The following is a 22322-nucleotide window of genomic DNA, read 5'->3' as shown; positions in this document are numbered from 1 at the left end:
TCAGCGCAACTCCTCTTTGCGCAAACGCACGATCGGAGCTAAGACGGTATCCAGCGCCTGGATGCTGGCCAAGGCCTGGTTCATCCGGCTCTCGATGGTTTCATGCGTGAGCAGGATGACATCGGTGTGCTGGTCGCTTTCGCCCGAAGGACGTTGCAGCAAAGCGTCGATGGACATGCCGCCCTCGGCCAGAATGTGGGTGATTTCCGCAAGCACGCCGGCTTCATCGCGCACGCGAATGCGCAGATAGTAGGCCGTCTGCACCTGTTCGATCGGCAGGATGGGGGTATCGGCCAGCGCACCCGGCTGGAACGCCAGATGCGGAACGCGCTGCTCAGGATCGGCTGTGTGCAGCCGCGTCACATCCACCAGATCGGCGATCACGCTCGAGGCCGTCGGCTCGGGGCCCGCGCCCTTGCCGTAGTACAGCGTTGCACCCACCGCATCGCCCTGCACCACCACGGCGTTCATCGCCCCCTCGACGTTCGCCACGAGACGCGTGGCCGGGATCAGGGTGGGATGCACGCGCAATTCGATGCCTGCGGGCGTGCGCCGCGTGATGCCAAGCAGCTTGATGCGGTAGCCCAATAACTCGGCATAGCGGATATCGGCCGCGTCGAGCTTGGCGATGCCCTCGATGTACGCCTTGTCGAACTGCACCGGCACACCGAACGCAATGGCGCACAGAATGGTGATCTTGTGCGCGGCGTCGATGCCCTCGATATCGAAGCTGGGATCGGCCTCGGCATAGCCCAGGCGTTGGGCTTCGCCGAGCACGGTTTCGAAACTCGCGCCCTTGTCGCGCATTTCGGACAGGATGAAATTGGTCGTGCCGTTGATGATGCCGGCCACCCACTCGATGCGGTTGGCAGCCAGCCCCTCGCGCAGGGCCTTGATGATGGGGATGCCCCCGGCCACGGCGGCCTCGAATGCCACCATCACGCCCCTGGCTTGCGCGGCAGCGAAGATTTCATTGCCATGCAAGGCGATCAGCGCCTTGTTCGCCGTCACCACATGCTTGCCTGCTGCGATCGCAGCCAGGACCAATTCGCGCGCGGGCGAGATTCCACCCATCAACTCGACGACGATGTCGATATCGGATCGGGTCGCCAGTTGCATGAAGTCCTGGGTGATTGGCAGGTCCTGGCCCAGGGCCTCGCGCGCCTTCTCCGGGTTGCGCGCAGCGACTGCGGCAACCTCGATGCCACGCCCAGCGCGGCGGCGTAGTTCCTCCTGATTGCGCTCGAGGACTTTGACCACGCCGGAAGCCACGGTGCCCGCGCCCAGCAGGGCAATCTGAATTGGATTCATCGTCGGAAAAAAGGGAGGAGAAGGCCTTGCGAATATTGTTCGCATGCCGAACAAGGCATCACCGTTAAGCCGCAATCAACTTGCGCTTGCGCTGATGGTCGAGGAAGCGTGCGATGCGGCCGATAGCCTCGGTCAGGTCGTCGGCATTCGGCAGAAAAACCAGACGGAAATGGTCCGGCCGCGGCCAGTTGAAACCCGTACCTTGCACGATGAGCACCCGTTCTTCCGCCAACAGGTCGTATGCGAACTGCTGGTCGTTGGCGATCGGGTAAAGCGCGGGATCAAGCTTCGGGAACATATAGAGCGCGGCCTTGGGCTTGACCACGCTCACCCCCGGAATCTGGGTCAGCAGGTCATAGGCCAGGTCGCGTTGTCGGGTCAGTCGTCCGCCCGGTGCGACCAAGTCCCGGATGCTCTGGTAGCCGCCCAGGGCCGTCTGGATCGCCAATTGTCCGGGTGTATTGGCGCACAGACGCATCGAGGCCAACATGGACAGGCCCTCGATATAGTCGCGCGCGCCGCGCTTGTTGCCCGACACCACCATCCAACCCGAACGGTAGCCGCAGGAGCGGTAATTCTTGGACAGACCGTTGAACGTGACGAACAGCACGTCATCCGCCAACGCGGAAATGCTGGTGTGGACATTCCCGTCATAGAGTGTCTTGTCGTAGATTTCATCGGCGAACAACACGAGGTCATGCTCGCGTGCGACCTGAATCAATTCCAGGAGCAACTCGCGCGGATAGAGCGCGCCGGTGGGATTATTCGGGTTGATGACGACCAGCGCACGGGTATTGGACGTGATCTTCCTGCGGATATCGGCGATGTCCGGATACCAGTCGGATTGCTCGTCGCAGACGTAGTGCACCGGTCTGCCCCCCGAAAGGGAAACCGCGGCGGTATAAAGCGGGTAGTCGGGCGAGGGAATCAGCACCTCGTCGCCATTGTTCAGCAGGGCGTTCATGCTCATGACGATGAGTTCCGAAGCCCCGTTGCCGAGAAACACGTCGTCGATGGTCACCCCGGCCACACCCTTTTCCTGCGAGTAGTGGACGATGGCCTTGCGTGGCGCGAACAGACCTTTGGAGTCGGTGTAGCCGGCCGCTTGCGGCAGGTTGTGGATCATGTCCTGCACGATCTCGTCGGGCGGATCGAAGCCGAACACGGCCAAGTTGCCGATGTTCAATTTGATGATGCGTTGACCATCTTCTTCCATCTGCCGGGCCTTATCCAGCACCGGCCCGCGGATGTCATAGCAGACATCCGCCAACTTGTTCGATTTCCGAAATTCCCGCACACAGCCTCCCATACCCTGAACCACCCTGCCCCGCGAGCCGTTCAACCGGGGAGCGAACCCTATAATTTACCGCGTTTACTCAGCACCCTACCCGGGGTCAGACCGCGACTGTCCATGAAGCTGCAACCCGACTCAAATCAGGCCTCCTACAGCATTTCCGCACAAGGCCAAGGGTTCGTGGAGGTCAACCATGTCCGCCATCTGCAAGGCATCTGCCTCGGCACCGATGCGGCGCCGGAACCTTGGGGATGCGCCGGATTCGCGGCGCTGACCGAGGCCGACTTTACGCGCCTGATCGCGTTGAGACCGGAAATCGTCATCATCGGCACTGGAACGCAGCAGCAATTTCCCCATCCGTCCTTGCTGCAGCCGCTGATGGCGCAGGGCATAGGATTTGAGGTGATGAACACCGCGGCGGCCTGCCGCACCTACAACATCCTTGCGAGCGAAGGCCGCCGGGTCGTCGCGGGCCTGGTCGTCAGCCCCACAAATACCGGCACTCCGGATGATTTGTAACCCGGCTTGTTAAAATGCGCAGTGTTGTTGACGGGTGACTTCGGCATGCGTGGGCGTTTGGCCTTCGGGGTGGCGACAGGGGGCCAAGAAACCAACTGTTGCCGACATGTACGGCCCGCTATCAGGAGACTTCATGGCTTTGGTGCTTAACAAGCTTGTTCCGGATTTCGAGGCTACGGCCACGAGCGAAATCAAATTCAGCCCGAAAAATTATCTGGGCAGCAAACTCATCCTGTACTTTTACCCCAAGGACATGACCCCCGGCTGCACGACCGAAGCCATGCAGTTCCGCGACTTGTATCCCCAATTCGACAAGGCTGGCGCCGTCATCTTTGGCGTATCGCGCGATAACCTGGTTTCGCATGACAAATTCCGCGCCAACCTCGAACTGCCCTTTGACTTGATCGCGGACACCGAGGAAAAGCTTTGCCACATGTTCGGCGTGGTGAAGAACAAGATCATGTACGGCAAGAAAGTCAAGGGCATCGAGCGCAGCACCTTCCTGGTCGATGCCGAGGGTGTTCTTCGCCAGGAATGGCGCGGCGTGAAGGTTGCAGGCCACGTCGAAGAAGTCCTCGAGGCCGTGCGCAAACTTTGAATCCGGATCATTCTTGGCTCGTCCGTTCTGCGCCAGACCCAAGGCGCAAGGACCTCTGCCTTTCGCCTGCCAGCCCGACAACCGCCCTTTGGTCTCGACCGAACGGCGGTTGTTTTGTTTCTCAGGCATGCGTGCTCGTTCAGCACAGCAATTCACTCTGAGTTTCTTTTCCCACTCCAACCGTCATGCCCCTGCCCAAGCCTCCCTCGAAACTCGGATCACTGGTCAAGGCGTCCTCGACGCCGGCGACAACCGAGGCCGTGAATGTTCATCCTCCAGTCAAGGCGCGCGCGGCTTCGGCAAAACCTTCTCAAGCGCGGCCCGCGCAAAAAGCGCAAATTGCACCAATGACTGCATCCCCTGTGCGCGACTTGTTGCCGGCCACCGGGCCTGTTGGCGAAGTCTTGGTGGCGGCAGCGTCCCCTTCAGAAAACGCCAAGGCGCCGCGCAAACCTGCCAAGCGCTCTGCGGCGCAGGCTCCGGAGGTCTCCAAGCTGTTCATGCTGGATACCAATGTGCTGATGCACGATCCGACCTCGCTGTTCCGCTTCGAGGAGCACGACGTTTATTTGCCCATGGTCACGCTCGAAGAACTCGACGGGCATAAAAAAGGCATGTCGGAAGTGGCACGCAATGCGCGCCAAGCCAGCCGTGAGCTGGATGCTCTGGTCGCTGGCGTCGAAGGCAGCATCGAAACAGGCATCCGTCTCGATCACACGGGGCACCGTGAAGCGCGCGGCCGTCTGTTCTTCCAGACGAAGGCGCATGAAGCGCGCCTACCCGAGGCCTTGCCCCAAGGCAAGGCCGACAACCAGATCCTGGCGGTCTTGCAGGCCCTGACACTAGCCAACCCCGATCGTCCCGTGGTGCTCGTGTCCAAGGACATCAATATGCGAGTCAAGGCTCGCGCCTTGGGCTTGCACGCGGAAGACTACGCCAACGACAAAACCCTGGATGATGCCGATCTGCTCTATAGCGGCGTGCTGCCCTTGCCGGCGGATTTCTGGGAACAGCAAACCCAGTCCGTGGAAAGCTGGCAGCAGGGCGGACACACCTACTACCGCCTGCAAGGTCCGCTGGTTTCGGCCATGCTGGTCAATCAGGCCGTTTACTGGGAATCCCCTAGCGCGACCCCACTGTACGCCCGCGTGAAGGAGATTCGCGCATCCACGGCGGTACTGCAGGTCATACGCGATTACAGCCACCAGAAAAATGGGGTATGGGGCGTGACCGCGCGCAATCGGGAGCAGAACTTCGCTCTGAACCTGCTGCTCGACCCGGAAGTGGACTTTGTCACGCTCACCGGCCAGGCGGGAACGGGAAAGACCCTGCTTGCCTTGGCCGCTGGCCTGCACCAAGTCCTGGAAGATCGCCGCTACAACGAAATCATCATGACGCGCGTCACGGTGCCCGTCGGCGAGGACATCGGCTACCTGCCCGGCACGGAAGAAGAAAAGATGTCGCCGTGGATGGGCGCGCTGGACGACAATCTCGAAGTGTTGAATCAGGCTGGCGGCGCTTCGCAGGGCGGTGAATGGGGCCGTGCGGCAACCCAGGAACTCATCCGCTCGAAGATCAAAATCAAGAGCATGAATTTCATGCGTGGCCGCACCTTCCTGAATAAGTTCGTCATCATCGACGAAGCCCAGAACCTGACGCCGAAGCAAATGAAGACGCTGATCACCCGTGCCGGACCCGGGACCAAGTTGATCTGCATGGGCAATATCGCCCAGATCGACACCCCCTACCTCAGCGAAGGCAGTTCGGGCCTGACCTATGTGGTGGATCGCTTCAAGGGCTGGAAGCACAGCGGGCATATCACCCTGGCGCGCGGCGAGCGCAGCCGCCTTGCGGATTACGCCACCGAAATTCTCTAGGGTCCTCCTGCTCAGAACTCGCGCGCCAGATTCTCGAATCGCGTGAGCTGGCGCAGGAAGGCCAGATTCACGGTCCCGATGGGCCCGTTACGCTGCTTGCCGATGATGATCTCGGCCACGCCTTGGTCCTTCGAATCCTTGTTGTAGACCTCGTCGCGGTAGATGAACAGGATCACGTCGGCATCCTGCTCGATGGCGCCGGACTCGCGCAGGTCGCTCATCACGGGACGGCGGTCGGTACGTTTCTCGAGGTCACGATTGAGCTGTGACAGGGCGATCACGGGACAAGCCAGTTCTTTCGCCAGAGCCTTCAGCGAACGGGAAATCTCGGAGATCTCCGTCGCCCGATTCTCACCGTCGCGCGAGGACGTCATCAACTGCAGGTAATCGATCACGATCAGGCCGAGTTTGCCGCATTGTCGGGCCAGGCGACGCGCCCTGGCACGAACTTCCAGCGGATTGAGCGCCGGAGCCTCGTCGATGTGGAGTTGCACGTCGTCCAAGCGTTCAATGGTCTCGGGCAAACGCGACCACTCGTCTTCGGTGAGTTGCCCGGTTCGCAGATGCGATTGGTCGATGCGCCCCATCGAGCCCACAATGCGCAGAACAAGTTGCGAGGCCCCCATTTCCATGCTGAACACGGCAACCGGCAACTGCTCATTGACCGCCACGTGCTCGGCGATATTGAGGGCAAAGGAGGTTTTCCCCATCGATGGACGGCCGGCAATGATCACAAGATCGCCCGGTTGCATCCCCGCCGTCATGCGATCGAGGTCGGCAAACCCCGTCGCCACACCGGTGATATCGGAACCGCCATGCTCGGAGAGTTGCTGCACGCGGTCCAACAATTCGCCCAACAATTGCTTCATCGGCTGGAAACCCGCCTTGCCGCGCGCCCCGTCTTCCGAAATGGCAAAGATCCTCGACTCGGCTTCGTCGAGGATCTGCTGCACCGCTCTGCCTTGCGGGTTGAGCGCACTTTGCGCAATCTCGTCACTGATCGTGACGAGATTGCGCAAGATGGCGCGTTCGCGAACGATCTCCGCATAGCGACGAATATTGGCCGCACTCGGTACGCTTTGAGCCAGGCTGTTGAGGTAAACCAGTCCTCCGCAAGATTCGGCCTGCCCTTGCAACTGCAAGGCTTCGAGGACCGTAATGACATCGGCTGGCTTGGTCGCCTGGATTAATGCGCTGATGGTCTGATAAATGAGCCGGTGTTCATGGCGATAAAAAAAACTGACGTGCAGGATGTCGGCAACACGGTCGAAAGCCTGGTTGTCGAGCAGCAGGCCTCCGAGCACCGACTGCTCAGCTTCCGCCGAATGCGGCGGCGTACGCAAACCTTCGATTGCGGAATCCATCAGGGCGGACATGGCGAGGACTTTACCAGCGAGACAGCAGCGGCGGGGTAAACAAGATTTCAGGGATAAAAAAGCCGCGCATAGCGCGGCTCGATCGTCAAAGGCGTGGGCCTCAAACGTGCTCGCCCAGCACCGAAACGGTGATGCTTACGGTCACGTCGGTGGCCAAGGACACCTCAACCGCGTGATCACCCACGGCCTTGAGAGGGCCGTTCGGCATACGCATCGCGGCCTTCGGCACGGTGAAGCCCTGCTTACCGAGAGCCTCGGCGATGTCGTGGTTGGTCACGGAGCCAAACAGCCGGCCGTCGACGCCGGCTTTCTGGACGAGTTGAACCGTCATGCCCTCCATTTTCTTGGCCAGTTCCTGGGCAGCGGCGAGTTTCTCGGCCGCCAGCTTTTCCAATTCGGCGCGCTTGGCTTCGAATTCGCGCAGGGCCTGCGCCGTCGCGGTACGTGCTTTGCGTTGAGGAATCAGGAAATTACGGCCGTAGCCGTCTTTCACCTTGACCACATCGCCGAGGTTGCCGAGATTGGTCACTTTTTCGAGCAGGATGACTTGCATGGGATGTCCTTTGCTATTCAGCTCTTGTGCTGGTCGGAGAACGGCATCAGAGCCAGGAAACGGGCGCGCTTGATGGCCGTGTTGAGCTGGCGCTGGTAAATCGCGCGCGTACCGGTCAGGCGGGCTGGAATGATCTTGGCGTTCTCGGCCAGGAATTCGCGCAGGGTGTCCAGATCCTTGTAGTCGATGCGCTCGACGCCCGCGACGGTGAAGCGGCAAAAACGCTTGCGCTTGAACAGCGACGATTGCTGGTTGCGCTTGGGTTTGTTCTTACGATCGGTTTTCTTGAAAAAGGCCATGTTCAGGCTCCTCAATCCATTCGGTGATGTTCAGTTTGAGTGTTCGAGATCCGCGACGATTGGGCATCAGGAATCCGGCGAGTCGCAGAGTCTGGCCTGCCTCCACGTATTGGAGTTTGCAGGCCATCTCGGCGAAGGCGACGCCTTGCAAGTCCAATTCGATGTGCTGAGCCTGCGTGCCGACATGCTGAGTCGATGCATGGGTCAAACGCAGATCCAAGACTTCGATGCCGGCCGGCGTATAGCGCAGACGACCGCGCTCGACCACTGCCGCGAGTATCTCGAGTCGGTTGATGCTCAGGCAACTTGCTCCGGCTGCGCCTTGCGGGCCTCTTCGCGCTCGACCGAGCGCATCATGATGGAAGGCTGGGTTTCAGCCTTGTCCATCTTGACGATCAGGTGGCGCAGCACCGCGTCGCTGAACTTGAAGCTGTGCTCGAGTTCCTGCAGCACGTCCTGGTTGGCCTCGATGTTCAAGCACAGGTAGTGAGCCTTGGCCAGCTTCTGGATCTGGTAAGCCATCTGGCGGCGCCCCCAATCCTCGAAGCGGTGAACCACACCGCCCTTGCTGGTGACAACGCCCTTGTAGCGCTCGACCATCGCGGGAACCTGCTCGCTCTGGTCGGGATGGATGATGAGAACGATTTCATAGTGACGCATAGAGACTCCTTCTAACCCGCTCGGGGCTTCTTTACGGATAAAGCCACCCGGGGCGTCAGGCCCGGTGTGGCAAAGAAACATTTAATTATAGATCACTGCAAGGGCTTGCCGGCCAGAGCCTGCCAGGTCGCAACCACGGTATCCGGATTGAGCGAAATCGATCCGATGCCCTGCTCCATCAGCCATTGCGCCAGATCGGGGTGATCCGACGGCCCCTGGCCGCAGATGCCGATGTATTTGCCCTCGGCCCGGCACGCGTCGATCGCCTGCTTGATGAGCGCCAGCACGGCCGGATCGCGTTCGTCGAAGGCCTCGGCCACGAGTCCGGAATCGCGGTCCAGGCCGAGCGTGAGCTGGGTCAGGTCGTTCGAGCCGATCGAGAACCCATCGAAGAACTTCAGGAAATCGGATGCCAGCACGGCATTCGACGGCACCTCGCACATCATGATCAGGCGCAAGCCGTTCTCGCCGCGCTTGAGGCCATTGCGCGCCAACAGTTCGACAACGCCCTGCGCTTCGGACAAGGTGCGCACGAACGGCACCATGATTTCGACATTGGTCAGCCCCATCTCGTCGCGCACGCGCTTGAGTGCGATGCACTCCATCTCGAAGCTCTGCGCAAAATCAGGCGAGACATAACGCGACGCTCCGCGGAAGCCCAGCATAGGATTCTCTTCATCGGGCTCGTAGCGCGACCCGCCAATCAGCTTCTTGTACTCGTTGGATTTGAAATCCGACAGGCGAACGATGACCGACTTGGGATAGAAGGCCGCGCCGATGGTGGCGATGCCCTCGGTCAATTTGTCGATGTAAAACGCGCGCGGGCTCGCGTGACCGCGCGCCACACTCTCCACAGCCTTCTTCAGGTCGGCGTCGACATTGGGATATTCAAGCACGGCGCGCGGATGCACGGCAATGTTGTTGTTGATGATGAACTCCAATCGCGCAAGTCCAACGCCGGCATTCGGGATCTGCGAGAAATCGAATGCCAGCTGCGGATTGCCGACATTCATCATGATCTTCAACGGAATGTCGGGCATTTCGCCGCGCTTGACTTCGTTCACGGCGGTTTCCAGCAACCCCTCGTAGACAATTCCCGTATCACCTTCGGCGCAAGACACCGTGACCAGCATGCCGTCCTTGAGCAACTCGGTGGCGTCGCCACAGCCCACCACGGCAGGAATACCCATCTCCCGCGCGATGATCGCGGCGTGGCATGTGCGGCCGCCTCGATTCGTGACGATGGCCGAAGCTCTTTTCATCACCGGCTCCCAGTTCGGGTCGGTCATGTCGGTCACCAGGATGTCGCCCGCCCGGACCTGGTCCATTTCGGCAACGGAGTTCACCACGCGAACCGGACCGGCGCCGATCTTCTGGCCGATGGCGCGCCCAGTCACAAGGGCCGCGCTCTTTTGCATCAAGGTATAACGCTGCTCGATGCGTCCCTGCGCGCGTGATTTGACGGTTTCCGGACGGGCCTGCAGGATGTAAAGATGCCCATCCTTGCCATCCTTGCCCCATTCGATATCCATGGGTCTGCCGTAATGCTGTTCGATGGTCAGCGCGAATTTGGCCAGTTCCGTGACCTCCGCGTCACCCAGGCTGTAGCGATTGCGTAGTTCCGAAGGCGTATCCACGGTCTGCACGAGATGTGCGGAGCCAGGGGGCGCGAATTCCATGCGTAGCAGCTTGGACCCCAGATTTCGACGAATGACGGCGGATTTCCCCGCGCGCAATGTGGGCTTGAAGACATAGAACTCATCCGGGTTCACCGCGCCTTGCACCACGGTTTCACCAAGACCGTAGGAAGACGTGATGAAGACGACGTCCTCGAAACCGGATTCCGTGTCCAGCGTGAACATGACGCCGGCCGCGCCCAGATCGCTGCGCACCATGCGCTGGATCCCGGCCGACAAGGCCACCTGGTGATGCTCGAAGCCCTGGTGAACGCGGTAGGAAATGGCGCGGTCATTGAACATGGAGGCGAACACATGCCTCACCTTGTCGAGCACGGCATCAATGCCCGTGACGTTCAGATACGTTTCCTGTTGCCCGGCGAAAGAGGCGTCAGGTAGATCCTCGGCCGTCGCGGAAGACCTGACGGCAAAGCTGGCATCGGGTTGGTCGGCTGCGAGTTTGCCGAAATGCTCGCGGATGGAGTGCTCAAGCCCGGCCGGCAGGGGCGTTTCCAGCACCCACTGGCGGATACTCGCGCCCGTGCTGGCCAAGGCGCGCACGTCGTCGGCATCGAGCTGATCGAGGGCCTGCCTGATCCGCGCATCGAGCCCGCCCTGCTGCAAAAACTGGCGAAAGGCGTAAGCCGTGGTGGCAAAACCTCCTGGAACGCGCACGCCGCTTGCTGTGAGTTGGCTGATCATTTCGCCGAGGGAGGCGTTCTTACCGCCCACCACGTCGACATCCTGCATTCTCAACCGCTCGAATGGCACCACCCAATCGGTGTCGCTAAAGCGCACCTGGCTTTGATTTGACATGGACAACCCTCAATAGAATGAAAGAAAACTGGGCAAGTCCTGCCACGGCTAGGCAAACACGGAGGCTGCATGTGTTGTTGGTCCTGTTCTGATGCAGTCATGAGATGTCCGCAGATGCGCGCTGGTGCGAAGCCGTGCAGGCTGGTCTATGCCTGGGATTCTAGGCCCAGCTTCCCTTTTTGATGCAACGCGACATGCCCAATCCTTCCGTGTTCTTCGTCTCCGACGGCACCGGGATCACGGCCGAAACATTCGGTAACGCGATTCTGGCGCAGTTCGACGTCCATCCACACCGCGTACGCTTGCCTTTCGTCGACACGGTCGACAAAGCCCACCGGGCGGTCGAACGCATCAACCACGCCGCGCGCAACGAAGGCCGCCCGCCCATCGTGTTCATCACCCTGGTGAATGCGGATGTCTTGCATGTCATACGGGAATGCAGCGGCTTGGTCCTGGACATGTTCACCACGTTTATCGAGCCCCTGGAAACGGCGTTCGGCATCAAGTCGAACCACCGCATCGGCCAGTTCTCCGAAGTCACGAGCAGCTCGCGCTATGCCGACCGCATGGACGCCATCAATTTCGCGTTGATGCACGACGATGGCCAGTCTTCCCGCAATCTGGCCTTGGCCGACGTGATTCTGGTTGGGGTTTCACGCAGCGGCAAAACGCCGACTTCGCTCTATCTCGCGATGCAGCACGGCGTGCGCGCGGCAAACTATCCGCTCATCCCGGAAGATTTTTCCCGCATGAGCCTTCCATCGGCCTTGGTGCCGCATCGCACGAAGCTGTTTGGACTGAGCATCGCTCCCGAGCGACTGAGCGCGATTCGTACCGAACGCAAACCCGGCAGCAACTACGCGTCGCTGCCGAATTGCGTCGAGGAGGTCGCGGAAGCAGAACGGCTGATGCGACGCGAAGGCATACGCTGGCTGTCATCCACGCACAAATCGATCGAGGAGATCGCCACCACCATCCTTCAACTCATCCGCCCCGATCGTCTGGAATACTGAAACCTGGCGACCGCCGCGCACGGGTTGATTCCCGCCGCAACCCCAACCTCGAGCAACCATGGCCACGACTTCGTATGAAAGCAACAAGAACGAGTACCTGTTGGGGTTTGCTTCGACCCAGCAGCAAAGGCCCGAGCGCGAGTTGGCCCTGCCGGTCAATCCGCAGCGGCAGCAAAATCCTTATGGTGTGGTCATGGTCGACGCGGCCGCCGACACCTCGGGGGCGATGACCCAAAATCCGCGCATGCGTGTCCTGCCGCTGGCGATTCAGTGGCCTGGGCGCACGTTCATGGACAAGGGTCTGCGCGAGAAGCGCAGCGAGTTGCGCCACCTCAGCCGCGAACGCTTGCGCACGGCGCAGATCGCCGCGCCCAGCGTCGAGGGACTGGAATACCGCCTCTATCCGAACATCGCCGTCAATGCCGACTGGCTGATCTATATCGGCTCGATGCGCGCGCTCAGCGATCCCGCAGCCGCCCTGCAGACCCTGCTGCTGCAGCATCTGGAGGAAATTCATGAGATGCGCCGCAGCCGAGGACTCGCCCCGGAACTCCAGGTGCTTTGCCTGGACGGAGGTTCAATGCTCTCGGGCCCTGCCCTGCAGGCGCGCGTCCTCTTGAAAAAACTCGACGCTGGGGAGCCCGCAGCCCAGGTGGCACAGGCGGCAACGCAACTTGCCGGGATGACGCAGCAGTGGCTGGTTCCACGCTACCCAGCAGACCTCGCGTCAACCCTGTCCCGGCTCGCCAATCCGGCACTGGCCCCCTGGGTTCAGGCCTGTTCAGCGGGAATCAGCCGCCTTTGGAATCCCTATCCGATTCTTTCCTGCGATGCGCAAGGCTTGCACTGCGACGCCCGCGCCAAGCGCTGGCGCACTGCGGTATCCGAGGTTTTTGCCATCGCCGAGAAAGCGCTGCAGGATGGCGGCCCACAGGGAACCCATCTACAAATCAGTTTCGATGGAAGTATCCGCGAGCTGCAAGCCTGGCCCGAGTTCGCCCGTTTGCGCCTGCAGGCAGACCGCATGCAAGTGCGCCTTCATGTCACGCACATGAGCCTGGCTGGGCGGATCTGGGCGTCGAGCGGCTCGCTCAGCCTGGCCCTGATCCAGGCGCCCGGAAGCCGGCGCCACGCGTAGGTCCTAGGCCTTGACCAGCTTGCGCTGCCGGACCCCTTCGAACAGGCACACGGCCGCGGCGGAGGCCACGTTGAGCGACTCCACGGCCCCGGCCTGCGGGATACAAACCATGGCCGAGCACTTCGCCATCAGGTGCTCCGATATGCCCTGCCCCTCGTTTCCGAACACCCAGGTCACGGGCCGATCCAAGGACAAGTCATACAGCGCCATGTCGGCCACGGCTGCCGTGGCATAAATGGGGCGCGGCACGATGTTGGCCACCTGATCCCAGGGCGCATCCTCGAAAATGGGCAGGTAGAAGTGGGCCCCCATGGCCGCGCGCAGAACCTTGGGCGTCCATGCACCGGCCGTGCCCCGCAGCAAATAAACCGCACCGCAGCCAGCTGCTGCAGCCGTGCGCAACATCGTGCCGACATTGCCCGCGTCCTGAATGCGATCCAGCACGATCGCGGTACCTGGCTTGGGTTTTGCGCCACGCGGTTTGTCGATCAACATGCCCACCTGCGGGCCGTTTTCCACCGTTGAAATCCAGCTGAACAGGGCGCGATGCAGGATGACCGTATTGGTGCTTCCGGCGCGCTCGACCAGTGCGGCGATCTCGGGCTGCAGCAGGCCGTCGTCGGTCGTCACCAGCGGATCGGCATGGTGCCCGCTGTCAAGCGCGGCTTGGACGAGATGGATGCCTTCCAGCCAGACCTGGCCAAGGCGCTTGACCGCGCCGGGTTCGCTGCTGAGCGCGCGCAGGGTTTTGACCAGGGGATTTTCAGCGGAAATGATGCGTTTCACGGCGTTCTTCGCTCAGGGTTGGATCAGGCGACGTATCGGGGAAAAGCTGCGTCGGTGCTCGGCACAAGGCCCATGCTGTTGCAGAGCCTGTCGATGCTGCATTGTGCCGTAGCCGAAATGGCGCTCAAACCCGTAAACGGGGTATTGGTCGGCCAGGTTTTGCATCAAGCTGTCGCGGAACACTTTGGCCACGATGGACGCTGCGCTGATGGCCGGCTGTGTGGCGTCCCCCCCGACGATGGTCTGACATGCCACGGGAAGGTCGGGGGCGCGATTGCCGTCCACCAGTACGAGTTCGGGCCGCAGTGCCAGCCCAGCCACCGCGCGCTGCATGGCCAGGAAGGTCGCCTGCAGGATGTTCAGCCGATCAATTTCTTCGACGCTCGCCTGTCCGATGCACATCGCGAGGCAAGCATCTCGAATCAGCCCATCGAGTTGCACTCTGCGTCTGGCGGTCAGCGCCTTGGAATCGGCCAGGCCGCTGATCACCCGGGCTGGGTCGAGAATGACGGCTGCCGCCACGACGGGGCCAGCCCATGGACCACGACCGACTTCATCGCAGCCGGCAACCAGGCCGGGCAACCGTTCGACGCTTGAGAAGGGAAGTTCGGCCTGCATCGTGCTCAGCGCAGGCGCGCACTTTCCAGAATGGCCTGCGCCGCAAGGCTCGCCGTCGGACGACGCAATTGCGCATGCATCTCGCTGAAACATGCGCGCAGGTGGCGCTGTCGCTGCGAATCATGGAGCAAAGCCTCGGCTTCGTCGGCGAGCGCGCGTGGCGTACAGGCGTCCTGCAGCAGTTCGGGAACCAGGAACTCGCGGGCCAGGATGTTCGGCAAACCGATCCAGGGCTGGTAACCTTTGCCGGCCATCATGCGCCAGGACAAGGCCGGCAGGCGGTAGCCGATGACCATGGGGCGCTTGAACAGCGCACATTCCAGTGTCGCCGTCCCGCTGGCCACCAGGGCGATGTCGCAAGCCGCCATGGCCAGGTGGGACTGTCCGGCAAGCAACTGGATGTCGAGTGCGGGGACATCACGCAACTGCCGGCGCAGCGCCGGCATCAACCCCTCTTGCGCGACCGGCAGCAGAACCCGCACCCCGTGGCGTTGCTGAAGCAGGGCCGCGGCGCCGAGAAAGCTCGGCCCGATCTGCGCCACCTCTCCTGCCCGGCTGCCGGGCAGGACGGCGAGGACCTTGGCCGTCCCCTCAAGGCCGAGCAAAGCGCGTGCGGCCTGCTGGTCGGGTTGCTCCGGAATGACCTCGGCCAGCGGGTGGCCGATATAGGTCGCCCGTACCCGCGTGCCCTTGTAAAGCTCGGGCTCGAAGGGAAATACGCACAGCATATGGTCCACGGCCAGGGTGATGCCCTGCAGGCGTTCGCGTCGCCAAGCCCAGATGGAGGGGCTGACCAGATGAACCGTGGGAATGCCCGCCGAACGCAAATGGCGCTCCAGCCCGAGATTGAAATCGGGCGCATCCACACCGACGAAGGCCGCGGGGGCTTGGCGCAACACGCGCAGACGCAAGCGTCTGCGTATCCAGAGGAGTTCGGGCAGGCGAGGCAGGACCTGCGCATAGCCGTTCACGGCGAGGCGCTCGGTGGGCCACCAGGCGGTGAAACCCTGCTCCTGCATGCGCGCCCCCCCGATGCCCGCACACACCAGGCCGGGTTCTGCGGCATGCAGGGCGCTCAGGACATGGGAGGCGAGCAAGTCACCGGACGGCTCTCCGGCGACCATGGCTATCGAGCCGGCAGGCATGCTCGGAAACCGTGTCTGAATCAGGGCCGCACGATGCCGCGCTTGCTGCCGGCGAGAAAGGACAGCAAACGCGCCAGATCGTCATGGCTGTCCGCATGCTCGCGCTGCAACGCCATCAAGGCACCGAGGGCTTCCTGCAGCGCCAGCCCCTGGCGATACAGCTTGCGGTAGGCCTCGCGCAGCACGGCAATGCGGGCGGAGTCAAAACCGCGGCGGCGCAAGCCTTCAGCGTTGATCCCGTGCGGCACCGCGGGGCTGCCGGCCAAAAGCACGAAGGGAGGCACATCTTGCGTCACCACCGAGCTGATGCCGGTCATCACATGCTCGCCGATGTGCACGAACTGATGCACGCCCGTGTAGCCGCCCAGGATGGCCCAGTCGCCGACGTGCACATGGCCGGCCAATTGGGCGCTATTGGCGAATACCGTGTGGTTGCCGACCTGGCAGTCGTGCGCCAGATGCACATAGGCCATGATCCAGTTGTCGTTGCCCAGCCGGGTGACGCCGGCATCCTGCACCGTGCCCAGGTTCAAGGTGCAGTATTCGCGAATCGTGTTGCGGTCCCCGATATGCAATTCCGTGGGCTCGCCCGCATATTTCTTGTCCTGCGGCACGCCGCCCAGGGAGCAGAAAGCGTGGATGCGGTTGTCGCGCCCAATGCGGGTGCGGCCCTGGATGCAGACATGCGGGCCGATCTCGGTGCCCGCATCGATGCAGACCTCGGCACCGATGACGCTGTAAGGTCCGATGCTGACATTCGGTGCGATTTGCGCCTTCGGGTCGACGAGCGCCGTTGCGTGGATCAAGCTCAAGATAACTCCGTCAATCGATCATGCGCTCGGTGCACATCAACTCGGCTTCCGCGACCGCTTCATCCCCGACGCGGGCCACGGCGTTGAACTTGTAGATGCTGCGCATTCTGCGCACCAGTTCGACTTCGAGCATGAGTTGGTCGCCCGGCTCGACCGGGCGCTTGAAGCGGGCGCCGTCGATGCCGACGAGGTAATAGACGGAATTGTCGTTGGCCGTCGTCTCCAGCGTTCCGAATGCCAGGATGCCGGCGGCCTGCGCCAAGGCTTCCAGTATCAGCACGCCCGGCATGATGGGTTTTTGCGGGAAATGGCCGGCGAAATACGGCTCGTTGAACGAAACGTTCTTGTAGCCCAGGATGCGCTTGCCCTTCTCGAATTCCACCACCCTGTCGATCAGCAGGAAGGGGTAGCGATGAGGCAAGAGTTTTTGGATCTGGTTGATGTCGAAAACAGTCATGGCTTGGGCAGGATGTGCTTAGGTCTTGTCGATGTTTTTGTCTTGGCGTTTCTCGAGTTGTCGCAGGCGGCTTCTCAAGGCGCCCAATTGCCTGACGGCGGCAGCATTTTCGGCCCAATTCGCCTGGGTATCGAGCGGAAACACCCCGGCGTAACGCCCGGGCTGACTGATGGAACGCGTCACCAAGGACATGGCTGAAATCGTCACGTGGTCGGCAATCACGAGGTGACCAAGAATCCCCGCGCTTCCGCCGATGAAGCAATAGGCGCCAATGCGGGCACTGCCCGCGACACCGACGCAACCGGCCAGGGCCGTGTGCGGTCCGATTTCGACGTTGTGTCCGATCTGCACTTGATTGTCGATTTTCACGCCGTCGCCGATGCGGGTATCGTCCAAAGCGCCGCGATCGATCGTGGTGTTGGCGCCGATTTCCACGTCGTTCCCGATCACGACGGCGCCGGTCTGCGGGATTTTCACGCCCGCGCCTTGCTCATCGCGTGCATAGCCGAAACCATCGGAGCCGATCACCGCTCCCGCGTGCACGATGCAGCGCGCACCGAGGATGCAGCCATGCAGCACCACGGCGCGCGGATGCAAACGTGTGGCGGCACCGATGACGGCATTGCGACCGATGTAGCAACCCGCGCCGATGACGGCCCCATCCGCCACCACCGCGCCACGCTCGATCACGGCGCACGCGCCCACGCTTGCGGTGGACGCCACCCGCGCGGCGGGGTCCACGACCGCTGTGGCGTGAACGCCGGGGGTCGCGTCCTCGCCCTGCAACGCAGAAAACCATTGCGCCAGGCGCGCGTAATAAAGGTAAGGGTCGGGGGTGAGGATTGATGCAGCGAAGCGACTGGCTTCGGCCTCGAAATCCTGAGGCAGGATCACGCAACCGGCCTTGCATGTTTCGAGCCAGGCGCGCTTGCCGGGCTGGCTGAGAAAGGCGATATCCGCCGGACCTGCCCGATCCAGGGGAGCGATGCCGCGGACGCGGCGCTGGCTGTCCCCTAGCAGCGTGCCGCCCAATTTCTCAACAATGTCGCCAACCCGCAGGCCTTCCCCCGCCCCCAAGGGCCACTCGCTCATCTTTACTTGCCGGACGCATCCAGCGCCTTCAGGACCTTGTCGGTGATGTCGATACGCGGGTTCACGTAGACGGCGTCCTGAAAGATGATGTCGTAATTGTCCTTCTCGGCGATCTCCTTGACCACCTTGTTGGCCTTGTCGAGCACGATGGCCAGCGCGGCGTTGCGCTTGGCGTTCAGATCCTCTCCGAATTCGCGCTGTTTGCGCTGGAACTCACGATTCATCTCCACCAATTGCTGCTGGGTGTTGATGCGGTCGGAATCGGACATCACCGGCCCATCCTTTTCCAGCTTCTGATTGAGCGCCTTGATCTTCGCGGCCATGTCCTGCAGTTCCTTGTCGCGCTTGGAAAACTCGGCCTCCAGTTTTTGCTGGGCCGCTTTTGCCAAGGCCGAGTCCTTGAGGATGCGTTCGGTGTTGATGAAACCGATCTTGCCGCTGGACGCGGCGGCATTCGCTGAAGGCTTCGCTGGCGCAGTCTGGGCCAACGCAGGAACACAGGACAGCAAAGCGGCGGTGCACAAACTTGCGCTCAGGGTATAGCGGGTCAGACGGGTCATCAACTTCATGGTGTCAGAGAGCGGGTTCAGAAGGCGGTACCGACGGTGAACTGGAACGCCTGCAGCTTGTCGCCGGGCTGCGAGCGTATAGGTTTGGCAATGCTGAATTTCAAGGGGCCGATCGGCGAGATCCACGAGACGGCGATGCCGACCGAAGCGCGCATGTCCGCCAAGCTGACCTTTTGGTTCTCACCCCAGACATAGCCGCTGTCGAGAAAGGTCGACATACGCAAGCTCTTGTCGGCGCCGGTCCCCGGGAACGGGAACTGGTATTCCAGATCCGCCACCAGCAACTTGGCCCCGCCCAGCGCGTTGCCTTGGGCATCCTGCGGGCCGAGCGAGCTTTGCTGAAAGCCTCGAACCGTGCCGATGCCGCCGGCATAGAGGTTCTTGAAAATTGGCAGCGGCTGCCCGTTGAGGCCATGCGCGTAGCCGAGCAGCCCATTGAACGCCAGATTGGTCTGCCGAGTCACAGGCAAGAATTGCTGGTACTCATAGGTCGAACGGAAGTAGCGCAAGGTGCTGAACGGACTGTACTCCACGCTCAAACGCTGATAGCGGCCATCCGTCGGGACCAGGGCACTGTTGCGGCTGTCGCGCTGCCAGCCGATGGTCAGCGGCACGCCCGACGAAGTCTGGCCGAACTGGTTGACGTAGCTGATATAGGCCGCCGGGGCGCCGGGGGACAGGTCCAGGGTGTAGCGCTCGAAACCCACGCCGAAGAACACGCGGTCGAGTTCCGTGAAGGGCACGCCGAACTGCACGTTGAATCCCGGCGTCTTGATCGTGTAGTTGTTGCCCTGGCTGGAATACGGCTGGATGGTGCGGTAGTAGACATTCACCGTGCGGCTGATGCCGTCCTGGGTGAAATAGGGGTTCGTACTCGAGACGGCCAGGGTGCGGTAGTAGCTCGAGGTGTTGAAATCAACGCTGAGGTTGTTGCCGCTGCCGAAAATATTGTCCTGGCTGACCGACGCGTTGAACGAGAGATGGTTCGCGCTCGAAAAACCCACCCCTAGGCCGAGCATGCCGGTGGGTTTCTCGGTGACGTGCATGTCGAGATCGACCTGGTCGCTGGTGCCGGGAACCTCGCGGGTGCCAAGGGTCACATCCTTGAAGTAACCCAACCTGTCGACGCGGTCGCGCGACAACTTGATGCGGTCGACGTCGTACCAGGCATCCTCGAACTGGCGGAACTCGCGGCGGATCACCTCGTCGCGCGTGCGGGTGTTGCCGGAGATGTCGATCTTGCGCACGTAAATGCGCCTGCCGGGATCGGAGTCGATGGTGAAAAAGACCTCGTGCGTGTCGTGATCGATCTCAGGCTTGGGTTCGACACGGGCGAAGGCATAGCCGTAGACACCGAACTTGTCGACCATGGCTTTGACGCTCTCATTGAGCAGCTTGGCGCTATAGACATCCCCCGGCTTGAGCTTGACCAGCGGCCTGAACTCGTCATCCAGGCCCAGATAGTTGCCTTCGAGTTTGTAGCCTGAAACCGTGTACTTCGGTCCCTCGTGGATATTGACCGTGATATAGATGCTGTCCTTGTCCGGAGACAGTTCCACCTGGGTCGACTCGATGCGGAAGTCCAGATAGCCACGGTCGAGATAGTAGGAACGCAGGGTTTCCAGATCGGCGTTGAGTTTGGCACGCGAGTACTGGTCCGACTTGGTGTACCAGCTCAGCCAGCCGGGTGTAGACAGGGAGAACAGATCGCGCAGATCGCTCTCGCTGTAGACCTTGTTGCCGACGATCCGGATGGCGCGAATCTTCGCGATCGCCCCTTCGGTCACATTGAACAGCACATTGACGCGGTTGCGTTCGAGCGGGGTGACCGTGGTGCTGACCTCGACGCCGTAATAGCCCTTGGCCAGGTACTGCTGCTTGAGTTCCTGCACGGCGCGATCCACCAGCGCCTGGTCGTAGGGATGCGCCTCGCCAAGTCCGACCTGGCTGAGAGCCTCGATCAGGGTCTTCTTCGGAAACTCCTTGGTCCCCGTGAAGTCGACATTAGCGATCACCGGGCGCTCTTCGACGATGATGGTGACGACGTCGTGATCGGTACGGATACGCACGTCCTTGAACAGGCCCGTGGCGAACAGCGCGCGAATGGCAGCCGCGCCGTTTTCCGGGGTGTAGGTGTCGCCCACACGGAAGGGCAAATAGCTGAAAACGGTCCCGGGTTCGGTCCGTTGCAGGCCATCGACGCGAATGTCCTTGATGATGAAAGTGTCGGCGGCGTAGGCCTGTGCACAGGCCACAGCCAACACGGCCACGGCAGTACCCTGCAATGCGTGACGGAACCTCAAATTAACCTCGGAGCGGAATCAATGGAATGGCCCGATCAGTCGGGCGAAGTCGTTGTACAGAGCAATGGCCATCATGAGCGCGATGACGGCGAGGCCGCCTTGCTGCAGCCTTTCCTGCAAACGCTGGGGAATACTGCGACGCGTAAAACCTTCGATCGCATAATACAAGAGATGCCCCCCGTCCAAGACCGGCAGAGGCAGCAGATTCAGCACGCCAAGGCTCACGCTGATGATGGCCAAAAAACTGAGGTACGCAAGCCATCCCAGTTCGGCGCTGCGGCCCGCGTAATCGGCAATCGTCACAGGCCCGCTCAGATTGCTGAGCGAGGCTTGGCCGATCACCATCTTGCCCAGCGTCTTGAGCGTCAACGCGCTGAGTTCCCAGGTTCGTGAAAAACCCTGGCCTATCGCGGCCAAGGGCCCGCTCTTGACCACCACGGTCGGGATTTCGCCGCCGAGCATCGCACCGATTCGCCAAACCTGCTGTCCATTCGCGGCGGCGCTCTGGCGCTGTGGTTGCACGCTCAGCACAACGTCTTGCTGGGCGCGCCTGGCAACCAAGCGTAAGGGCCGGCCGTCGCTGGCCTGAATGGCCCGCAGCAGCGCACCTGCACTCGCGATTGGCTTGCCGTCGGCCTGCGTGACGAGATCCCCTGGGAGCATGCCTGCTTTGGCTGCCGGACTGCCGGGAATGACCTTGTTAATCTTGGCCGGGGGGCTTTTCAGGTGCAAACCCCAGGAAGCCAGGAAATCGGGTTGACTGGCCTTGTCTTGCGCATCGGTGAAGTGCAGCACGACGCTCGATGGTCTGCCGTCCGCGGCCCTGATGTGCATCGTGACGGTCTGCCCGTCGAGCGCGGCGCTCAGCAACTGGAATTGCAGATCCTCCCAGGATTGCACGGCCTGCGTGCTACTGCCCATGGTCACGGACTGGACAAGATCTCCTGAGCGCACCCCGGCCTGCGCGGCGGGGCTGCCGGCGGGGGGCGCCCCGAGCAAGGCAAGCGGCTGGCGGACCCCGACGAAGGCGACCAGGGCGAACAAGACCACGGCCAGCAGGAGATTGGCCGCCGGGCCGGCTGCGACGATGGCCGCACGCTTGCGTAGGGGTTGCCGGTTGAAGGCGCGTGGAAGATCTTCCTCCGCGACATTGCCCTCTCGCTCATCGACCATGCGCACGAAGCCGCCCAGCGGAATCGCGGCGATGACGAATTCGGTGCGATCTGCCCCGCGCGTCCATTTCAGCAGCGGTTTGCCGAAGCCGATTGAGAACCGCAACACCTTGACGCCGGCCGCGACGGCCACCCGGTAATGCCCATATTCATGGATGGTGATGAGCAAACCGAGCGCGAACAGAAATGCAAGCACTGTGACCATCAGAAACCCCTTGGGACGCCGCGCATCCGGCAG

The 22322-nt window shown here is 61.7% G+C and carries 22 protein-coding genes; 5 read left to right on the top strand and 17 right to left on the bottom strand.

Annotated features, from left to right (window positions below):
- Both THIARS_RS15345 and THIARS_RS15340 read right to left on the bottom strand, forming a co-directional pair.
- A complete protein-coding gene (locus THIARS_RS15345) occupies window positions 1-1311 on the bottom strand; it encodes a homoserine dehydrogenase (RefSeq protein WP_094161654.1) in 1311 nt (436 codons plus the stop codon).
- Between the two features lie 64 nt (window positions 1312-1375).
- Window positions 1376-2620 (bottom strand): pyridoxal phosphate-dependent aminotransferase, encoded by a 1245-nt coding sequence (locus THIARS_RS15340; RefSeq protein ID WP_094161653.1) that lies wholly within the window; start codon window positions 2618-2620, stop codon window positions 1376-1378.
- Window positions 2621-2722: 102 nt separating this feature from the next.
- Here THIARS_RS15340 and THIARS_RS15335 point away from each other — a divergent pair, with 102 nt between their 5' ends.
- The 3 genes from THIARS_RS15335 to THIARS_RS15325 all read left to right on the top strand — a co-directional run bounded on the left by THIARS_RS15335 (window position 2723) and on the right by THIARS_RS15325 (window position 5599).
- On the top strand, window positions 2723-3124 hold the full coding sequence (locus THIARS_RS15335; RefSeq protein WP_094161652.1) for an Mth938-like domain-containing protein: 402 nt from the start codon (window positions 2723-2725) through the stop codon (window positions 3122-3124).
- A 133-nt stretch (window positions 3125-3257) separates the two neighbouring features.
- Window positions 3258-3722, top strand: coding sequence for a peroxiredoxin (locus THIARS_RS15330; protein ID WP_094161651.1), 465 nt, complete (start codon window positions 3258-3260; stop codon window positions 3720-3722).
- Between the two features lie 185 nt (window positions 3723-3907).
- Entirely contained in the window at window positions 3908-5599 is a 1692-nt protein-coding gene (locus THIARS_RS15325) for a PhoH family protein (RefSeq protein WP_094161650.1), read from the top strand.
- 11 nt (window positions 5600-5610) lie between these two features.
- On the opposite strand, the gene dnaB is transcribed toward THIARS_RS15325, so the two are convergent.
- The 6 genes from dnaB to ppsA all read right to left on the bottom strand — a co-directional run bounded on the left by dnaB (window position 5611) and on the right by ppsA (window position 10979).
- Window positions 5611-6975 carry a replicative DNA helicase gene (gene dnaB / locus THIARS_RS15320; protein ID WP_094161649.1) on the bottom strand — a complete coding sequence of 455 codons (1365 nt, stop codon included), beginning with the start codon at window positions 6973-6975 and terminating at the stop codon, window positions 5611-5613.
- 100 nt (window positions 6976-7075) lie between these two features.
- Window positions 7076-7528, bottom strand: a complete 453-nt coding sequence (gene rplI / locus THIARS_RS15315) for a 50S ribosomal protein L9 (protein ID WP_094161648.1) — start codon at window positions 7526-7528, stop codon at window positions 7076-7078.
- A gap of 17 nt (window positions 7529-7545) precedes the next feature.
- Window positions 7546-7827 carry a 30S ribosomal protein S18 gene (gene rpsR / locus THIARS_RS15310; protein ID WP_094161647.1) on the bottom strand — a complete coding sequence of 94 codons (282 nt, stop codon included), beginning with the start codon at window positions 7825-7827 and terminating at the stop codon, window positions 7546-7548.
- Window positions 7799-8107, bottom strand: a complete 309-nt coding sequence (locus THIARS_RS15305; protein WP_425444263.1) for a primosomal replication protein N — start codon at window positions 8105-8107, stop codon at window positions 7799-7801. Before THIARS_RS15305 ends, rpsR begins: the two co-directional genes overlap by 29 nt.
- A gap of 17 nt (window positions 8108-8124) precedes the next feature.
- Window positions 8125-8487 (bottom strand): 30S ribosomal protein S6, encoded by a 363-nt coding sequence (gene rpsF / locus THIARS_RS15300; protein ID WP_094161645.1) that lies wholly within the window; start codon window positions 8485-8487, stop codon window positions 8125-8127.
- A 92-nt stretch (window positions 8488-8579) separates the two neighbouring features.
- Window positions 8580-10979: a phosphoenolpyruvate synthase gene (gene ppsA / locus THIARS_RS15295; protein ID WP_094161644.1), complete on the bottom strand. Its 2400-nt coding sequence runs from the start codon at window positions 10977-10979 to the stop codon at window positions 8580-8582.
- Window positions 10980-11173: 194 nt separating this feature from the next.
- Here ppsA and ppsR point away from each other — a divergent pair, with 194 nt between their 5' ends.
- A complete protein-coding gene (gene ppsR, locus THIARS_RS15290; RefSeq protein WP_094162176.1) occupies window positions 11174-11992 on the top strand; it encodes a posphoenolpyruvate synthetase regulatory kinase/phosphorylase PpsR in 819 nt (272 codons plus the stop codon).
- Window positions 11993-12050: 58 nt separating this feature from the next.
- Window positions 12051-13130 carry a DegV family protein gene (locus THIARS_RS15285; protein WP_094161643.1) on the top strand — a complete coding sequence of 360 codons (1080 nt, stop codon included), beginning with the start codon at window positions 12051-12053 and terminating at the stop codon, window positions 13128-13130.
- Window positions 13131-13133: 3 nt separating this feature from the next.
- Here THIARS_RS15285 and THIARS_RS15280 read toward each other — a convergent pair whose 3' ends face one another.
- From THIARS_RS15280 to rseP, 9 genes are read right to left on the bottom strand one after another with little or no spacing between them, the layout of a single operon-like run.
- Window positions 13134-13916: a TrmH family RNA methyltransferase gene (locus tag THIARS_RS15280; RefSeq protein WP_094161642.1), complete on the bottom strand. Its 783-nt coding sequence runs from the start codon at window positions 13914-13916 to the stop codon at window positions 13134-13136.
- A gap of 12 nt (window positions 13917-13928) precedes the next feature.
- Entirely contained in the window at window positions 13929-14534 is a 606-nt protein-coding gene (rnhB, locus tag THIARS_RS15275; RefSeq protein ID WP_094161641.1) for a ribonuclease HII, read from the bottom strand.
- 5 nt (window positions 14535-14539) lie between these two features.
- Window positions 14540-15679 carry a lipid-A-disaccharide synthase gene (lpxB, locus tag THIARS_RS15270; protein WP_094161640.1) on the bottom strand — a complete coding sequence of 380 codons (1140 nt, stop codon included), beginning with the start codon at window positions 15677-15679 and terminating at the stop codon, window positions 14540-14542.
- A gap of 20 nt (window positions 15680-15699) precedes the next feature.
- Complete coding sequence (gene lpxA, locus THIARS_RS15265) at window positions 15700-16494, bottom strand: acyl-ACP--UDP-N-acetylglucosamine O-acyltransferase (protein ID WP_222423100.1); 795 nt, start codon at window positions 16492-16494, stop codon at window positions 15700-15702.
- A 7-nt stretch (window positions 16495-16501) separates the two neighbouring features.
- Complete coding sequence (fabZ, locus tag THIARS_RS15260; protein ID WP_094161638.1) at window positions 16502-16948, bottom strand: 3-hydroxyacyl-ACP dehydratase FabZ; 447 nt, start codon at window positions 16946-16948, stop codon at window positions 16502-16504.
- Window positions 16949-16966: 18 nt separating this feature from the next.
- Window positions 16967-18040 (bottom strand): UDP-3-O-(3-hydroxymyristoyl)glucosamine N-acyltransferase, encoded by a 1074-nt coding sequence (gene lpxD / locus THIARS_RS15255; protein WP_094161637.1) that lies wholly within the window; start codon window positions 18038-18040, stop codon window positions 16967-16969.
- Window positions 18041-18042: 2 nt separating this feature from the next.
- A complete protein-coding gene (locus THIARS_RS15250; RefSeq protein WP_186436704.1) occupies window positions 18043-18609 on the bottom strand; it encodes an OmpH/Skp family outer membrane protein in 567 nt (188 codons plus the stop codon).
- A 17-nt stretch (window positions 18610-18626) separates the two neighbouring features.
- Window positions 18627-20912, bottom strand: a complete 2286-nt coding sequence (gene bamA / locus THIARS_RS15245; RefSeq protein ID WP_094161636.1) for an outer membrane protein assembly factor BamA — start codon at window positions 20910-20912, stop codon at window positions 18627-18629.
- Window positions 20913-20930: 18 nt separating this feature from the next.
- The gene (rseP, locus tag THIARS_RS15240) at window positions 20931-22289 is read right to left on the bottom strand and encodes an RIP metalloprotease RseP (protein ID WP_094162174.1); all 1359 of its coding nucleotides are present in this window, start codon (window positions 22287-22289) and stop codon (window positions 20931-20933) included.
- Window positions 22290-22322: the final 33 nt, after the last annotated feature.

The organism is Thiomonas delicata (assembly GCF_900088825.1).
GTDB lineage: Bacteria > Pseudomonadota > Gammaproteobacteria > Burkholderiales > Burkholderiaceae_C > Thiomonas_A > Thiomonas_A delicata.
The sequence above is the reverse complement of the archived record's forward strand: the minus strand, read 5'-3'. Positions and strand labels throughout refer to the sequence as shown.

Excerpts from the sequence above, each read along its gene's own strand:
- THIARS_RS15345 (WP_094161654.1), bottom strand. The coding sequence starts at position 1,311 with ATGAATCCAATTCAGATTGCCCTGCTGGGCGCGGGCACCGTGGCTTCC.
- THIARS_RS15340 (WP_094161653.1), bottom strand. The coding sequence starts at position 2,620 with ATGGGAGGCTGTGTGCGGGAATTTCGGAAATCGAACAAGTTGGCGGAT.
- THIARS_RS15335 (WP_094161652.1), top strand. The coding sequence starts at position 2,723 with ATGAAGCTGCAACCCGACTCAAATCAGGCCTCCTACAGCATTTCCGCA.
- THIARS_RS15330 (WP_094161651.1), top strand. The coding sequence starts at position 3,258 with ATGGCTTTGGTGCTTAACAAGCTTGTTCCGGATTTCGAGGCTACGGCC.
- THIARS_RS15325 (WP_094161650.1), top strand. The coding sequence starts at position 3,908 with ATGCCCCTGCCCAAGCCTCCCTCGAAACTCGGATCACTGGTCAAGGCG.
- dnaB (WP_094161649.1), bottom strand. The coding sequence starts at position 6,975 with ATGTCCGCCCTGATGGATTCCGCAATCGAAGGTTTGCGTACGCCGCCG.
- rplI (WP_094161648.1), bottom strand. The coding sequence starts at position 7,528 with ATGCAAGTCATCCTGCTCGAAAAAGTGACCAATCTCGGCAACCTCGGC.
- rpsR (WP_094161647.1), bottom strand. The coding sequence starts at position 7,827 with ATGGCCTTTTTCAAGAAAACCGATCGTAAGAACAAACCCAAGCGCAAC.
- rpsF (WP_094161645.1), bottom strand. The coding sequence starts at position 8,487 with ATGCGTCACTATGAAATCGTTCTCATCATCCATCCCGACCAGAGCGAG.
- ppsA (WP_094161644.1), bottom strand. The coding sequence starts at position 10,979 with ATGTCAAATCAAAGCCAGGTGCGCTTTAGCGACACCGATTGGGTGGTG.
- ppsR (WP_094162176.1), top strand. The coding sequence starts at position 11,174 with ATGCCCAATCCTTCCGTGTTCTTCGTCTCCGACGGCACCGGGATCACG.
- THIARS_RS15285 (WP_094161643.1), top strand. The coding sequence starts at position 12,051 with ATGGCCACGACTTCGTATGAAAGCAACAAGAACGAGTACCTGTTGGGG.
- rnhB (WP_094161641.1), bottom strand. The coding sequence starts at position 14,534 with ATGCAGGCCGAACTTCCCTTCTCAAGCGTCGAACGGTTGCCCGGCCTG.
- lpxB (WP_094161640.1), bottom strand. The coding sequence starts at position 15,679 with ATGCCTGCCGGCTCGATAGCCATGGTCGCCGGAGAGCCGTCCGGTGAC.
- fabZ (WP_094161638.1), bottom strand. The coding sequence starts at position 16,948 with ATGACTGTTTTCGACATCAACCAGATCCAAAAACTCTTGCCTCATCGC.
- lpxD (WP_094161637.1), bottom strand. The coding sequence starts at position 18,040 with ATGAGCGAGTGGCCCTTGGGGGCGGGGGAAGGCCTGCGGGTTGGCGAC.
- THIARS_RS15250 (WP_186436704.1), bottom strand. The coding sequence starts at position 18,609 with ATGAAGTTGATGACCCGTCTGACCCGCTATACCCTGAGCGCAAGTTTG.
- rseP (WP_094162174.1), bottom strand. The coding sequence starts at position 22,289 with ATGGTCACAGTGCTTGCATTTCTGTTCGCGCTCGGTTTGCTCATCACC.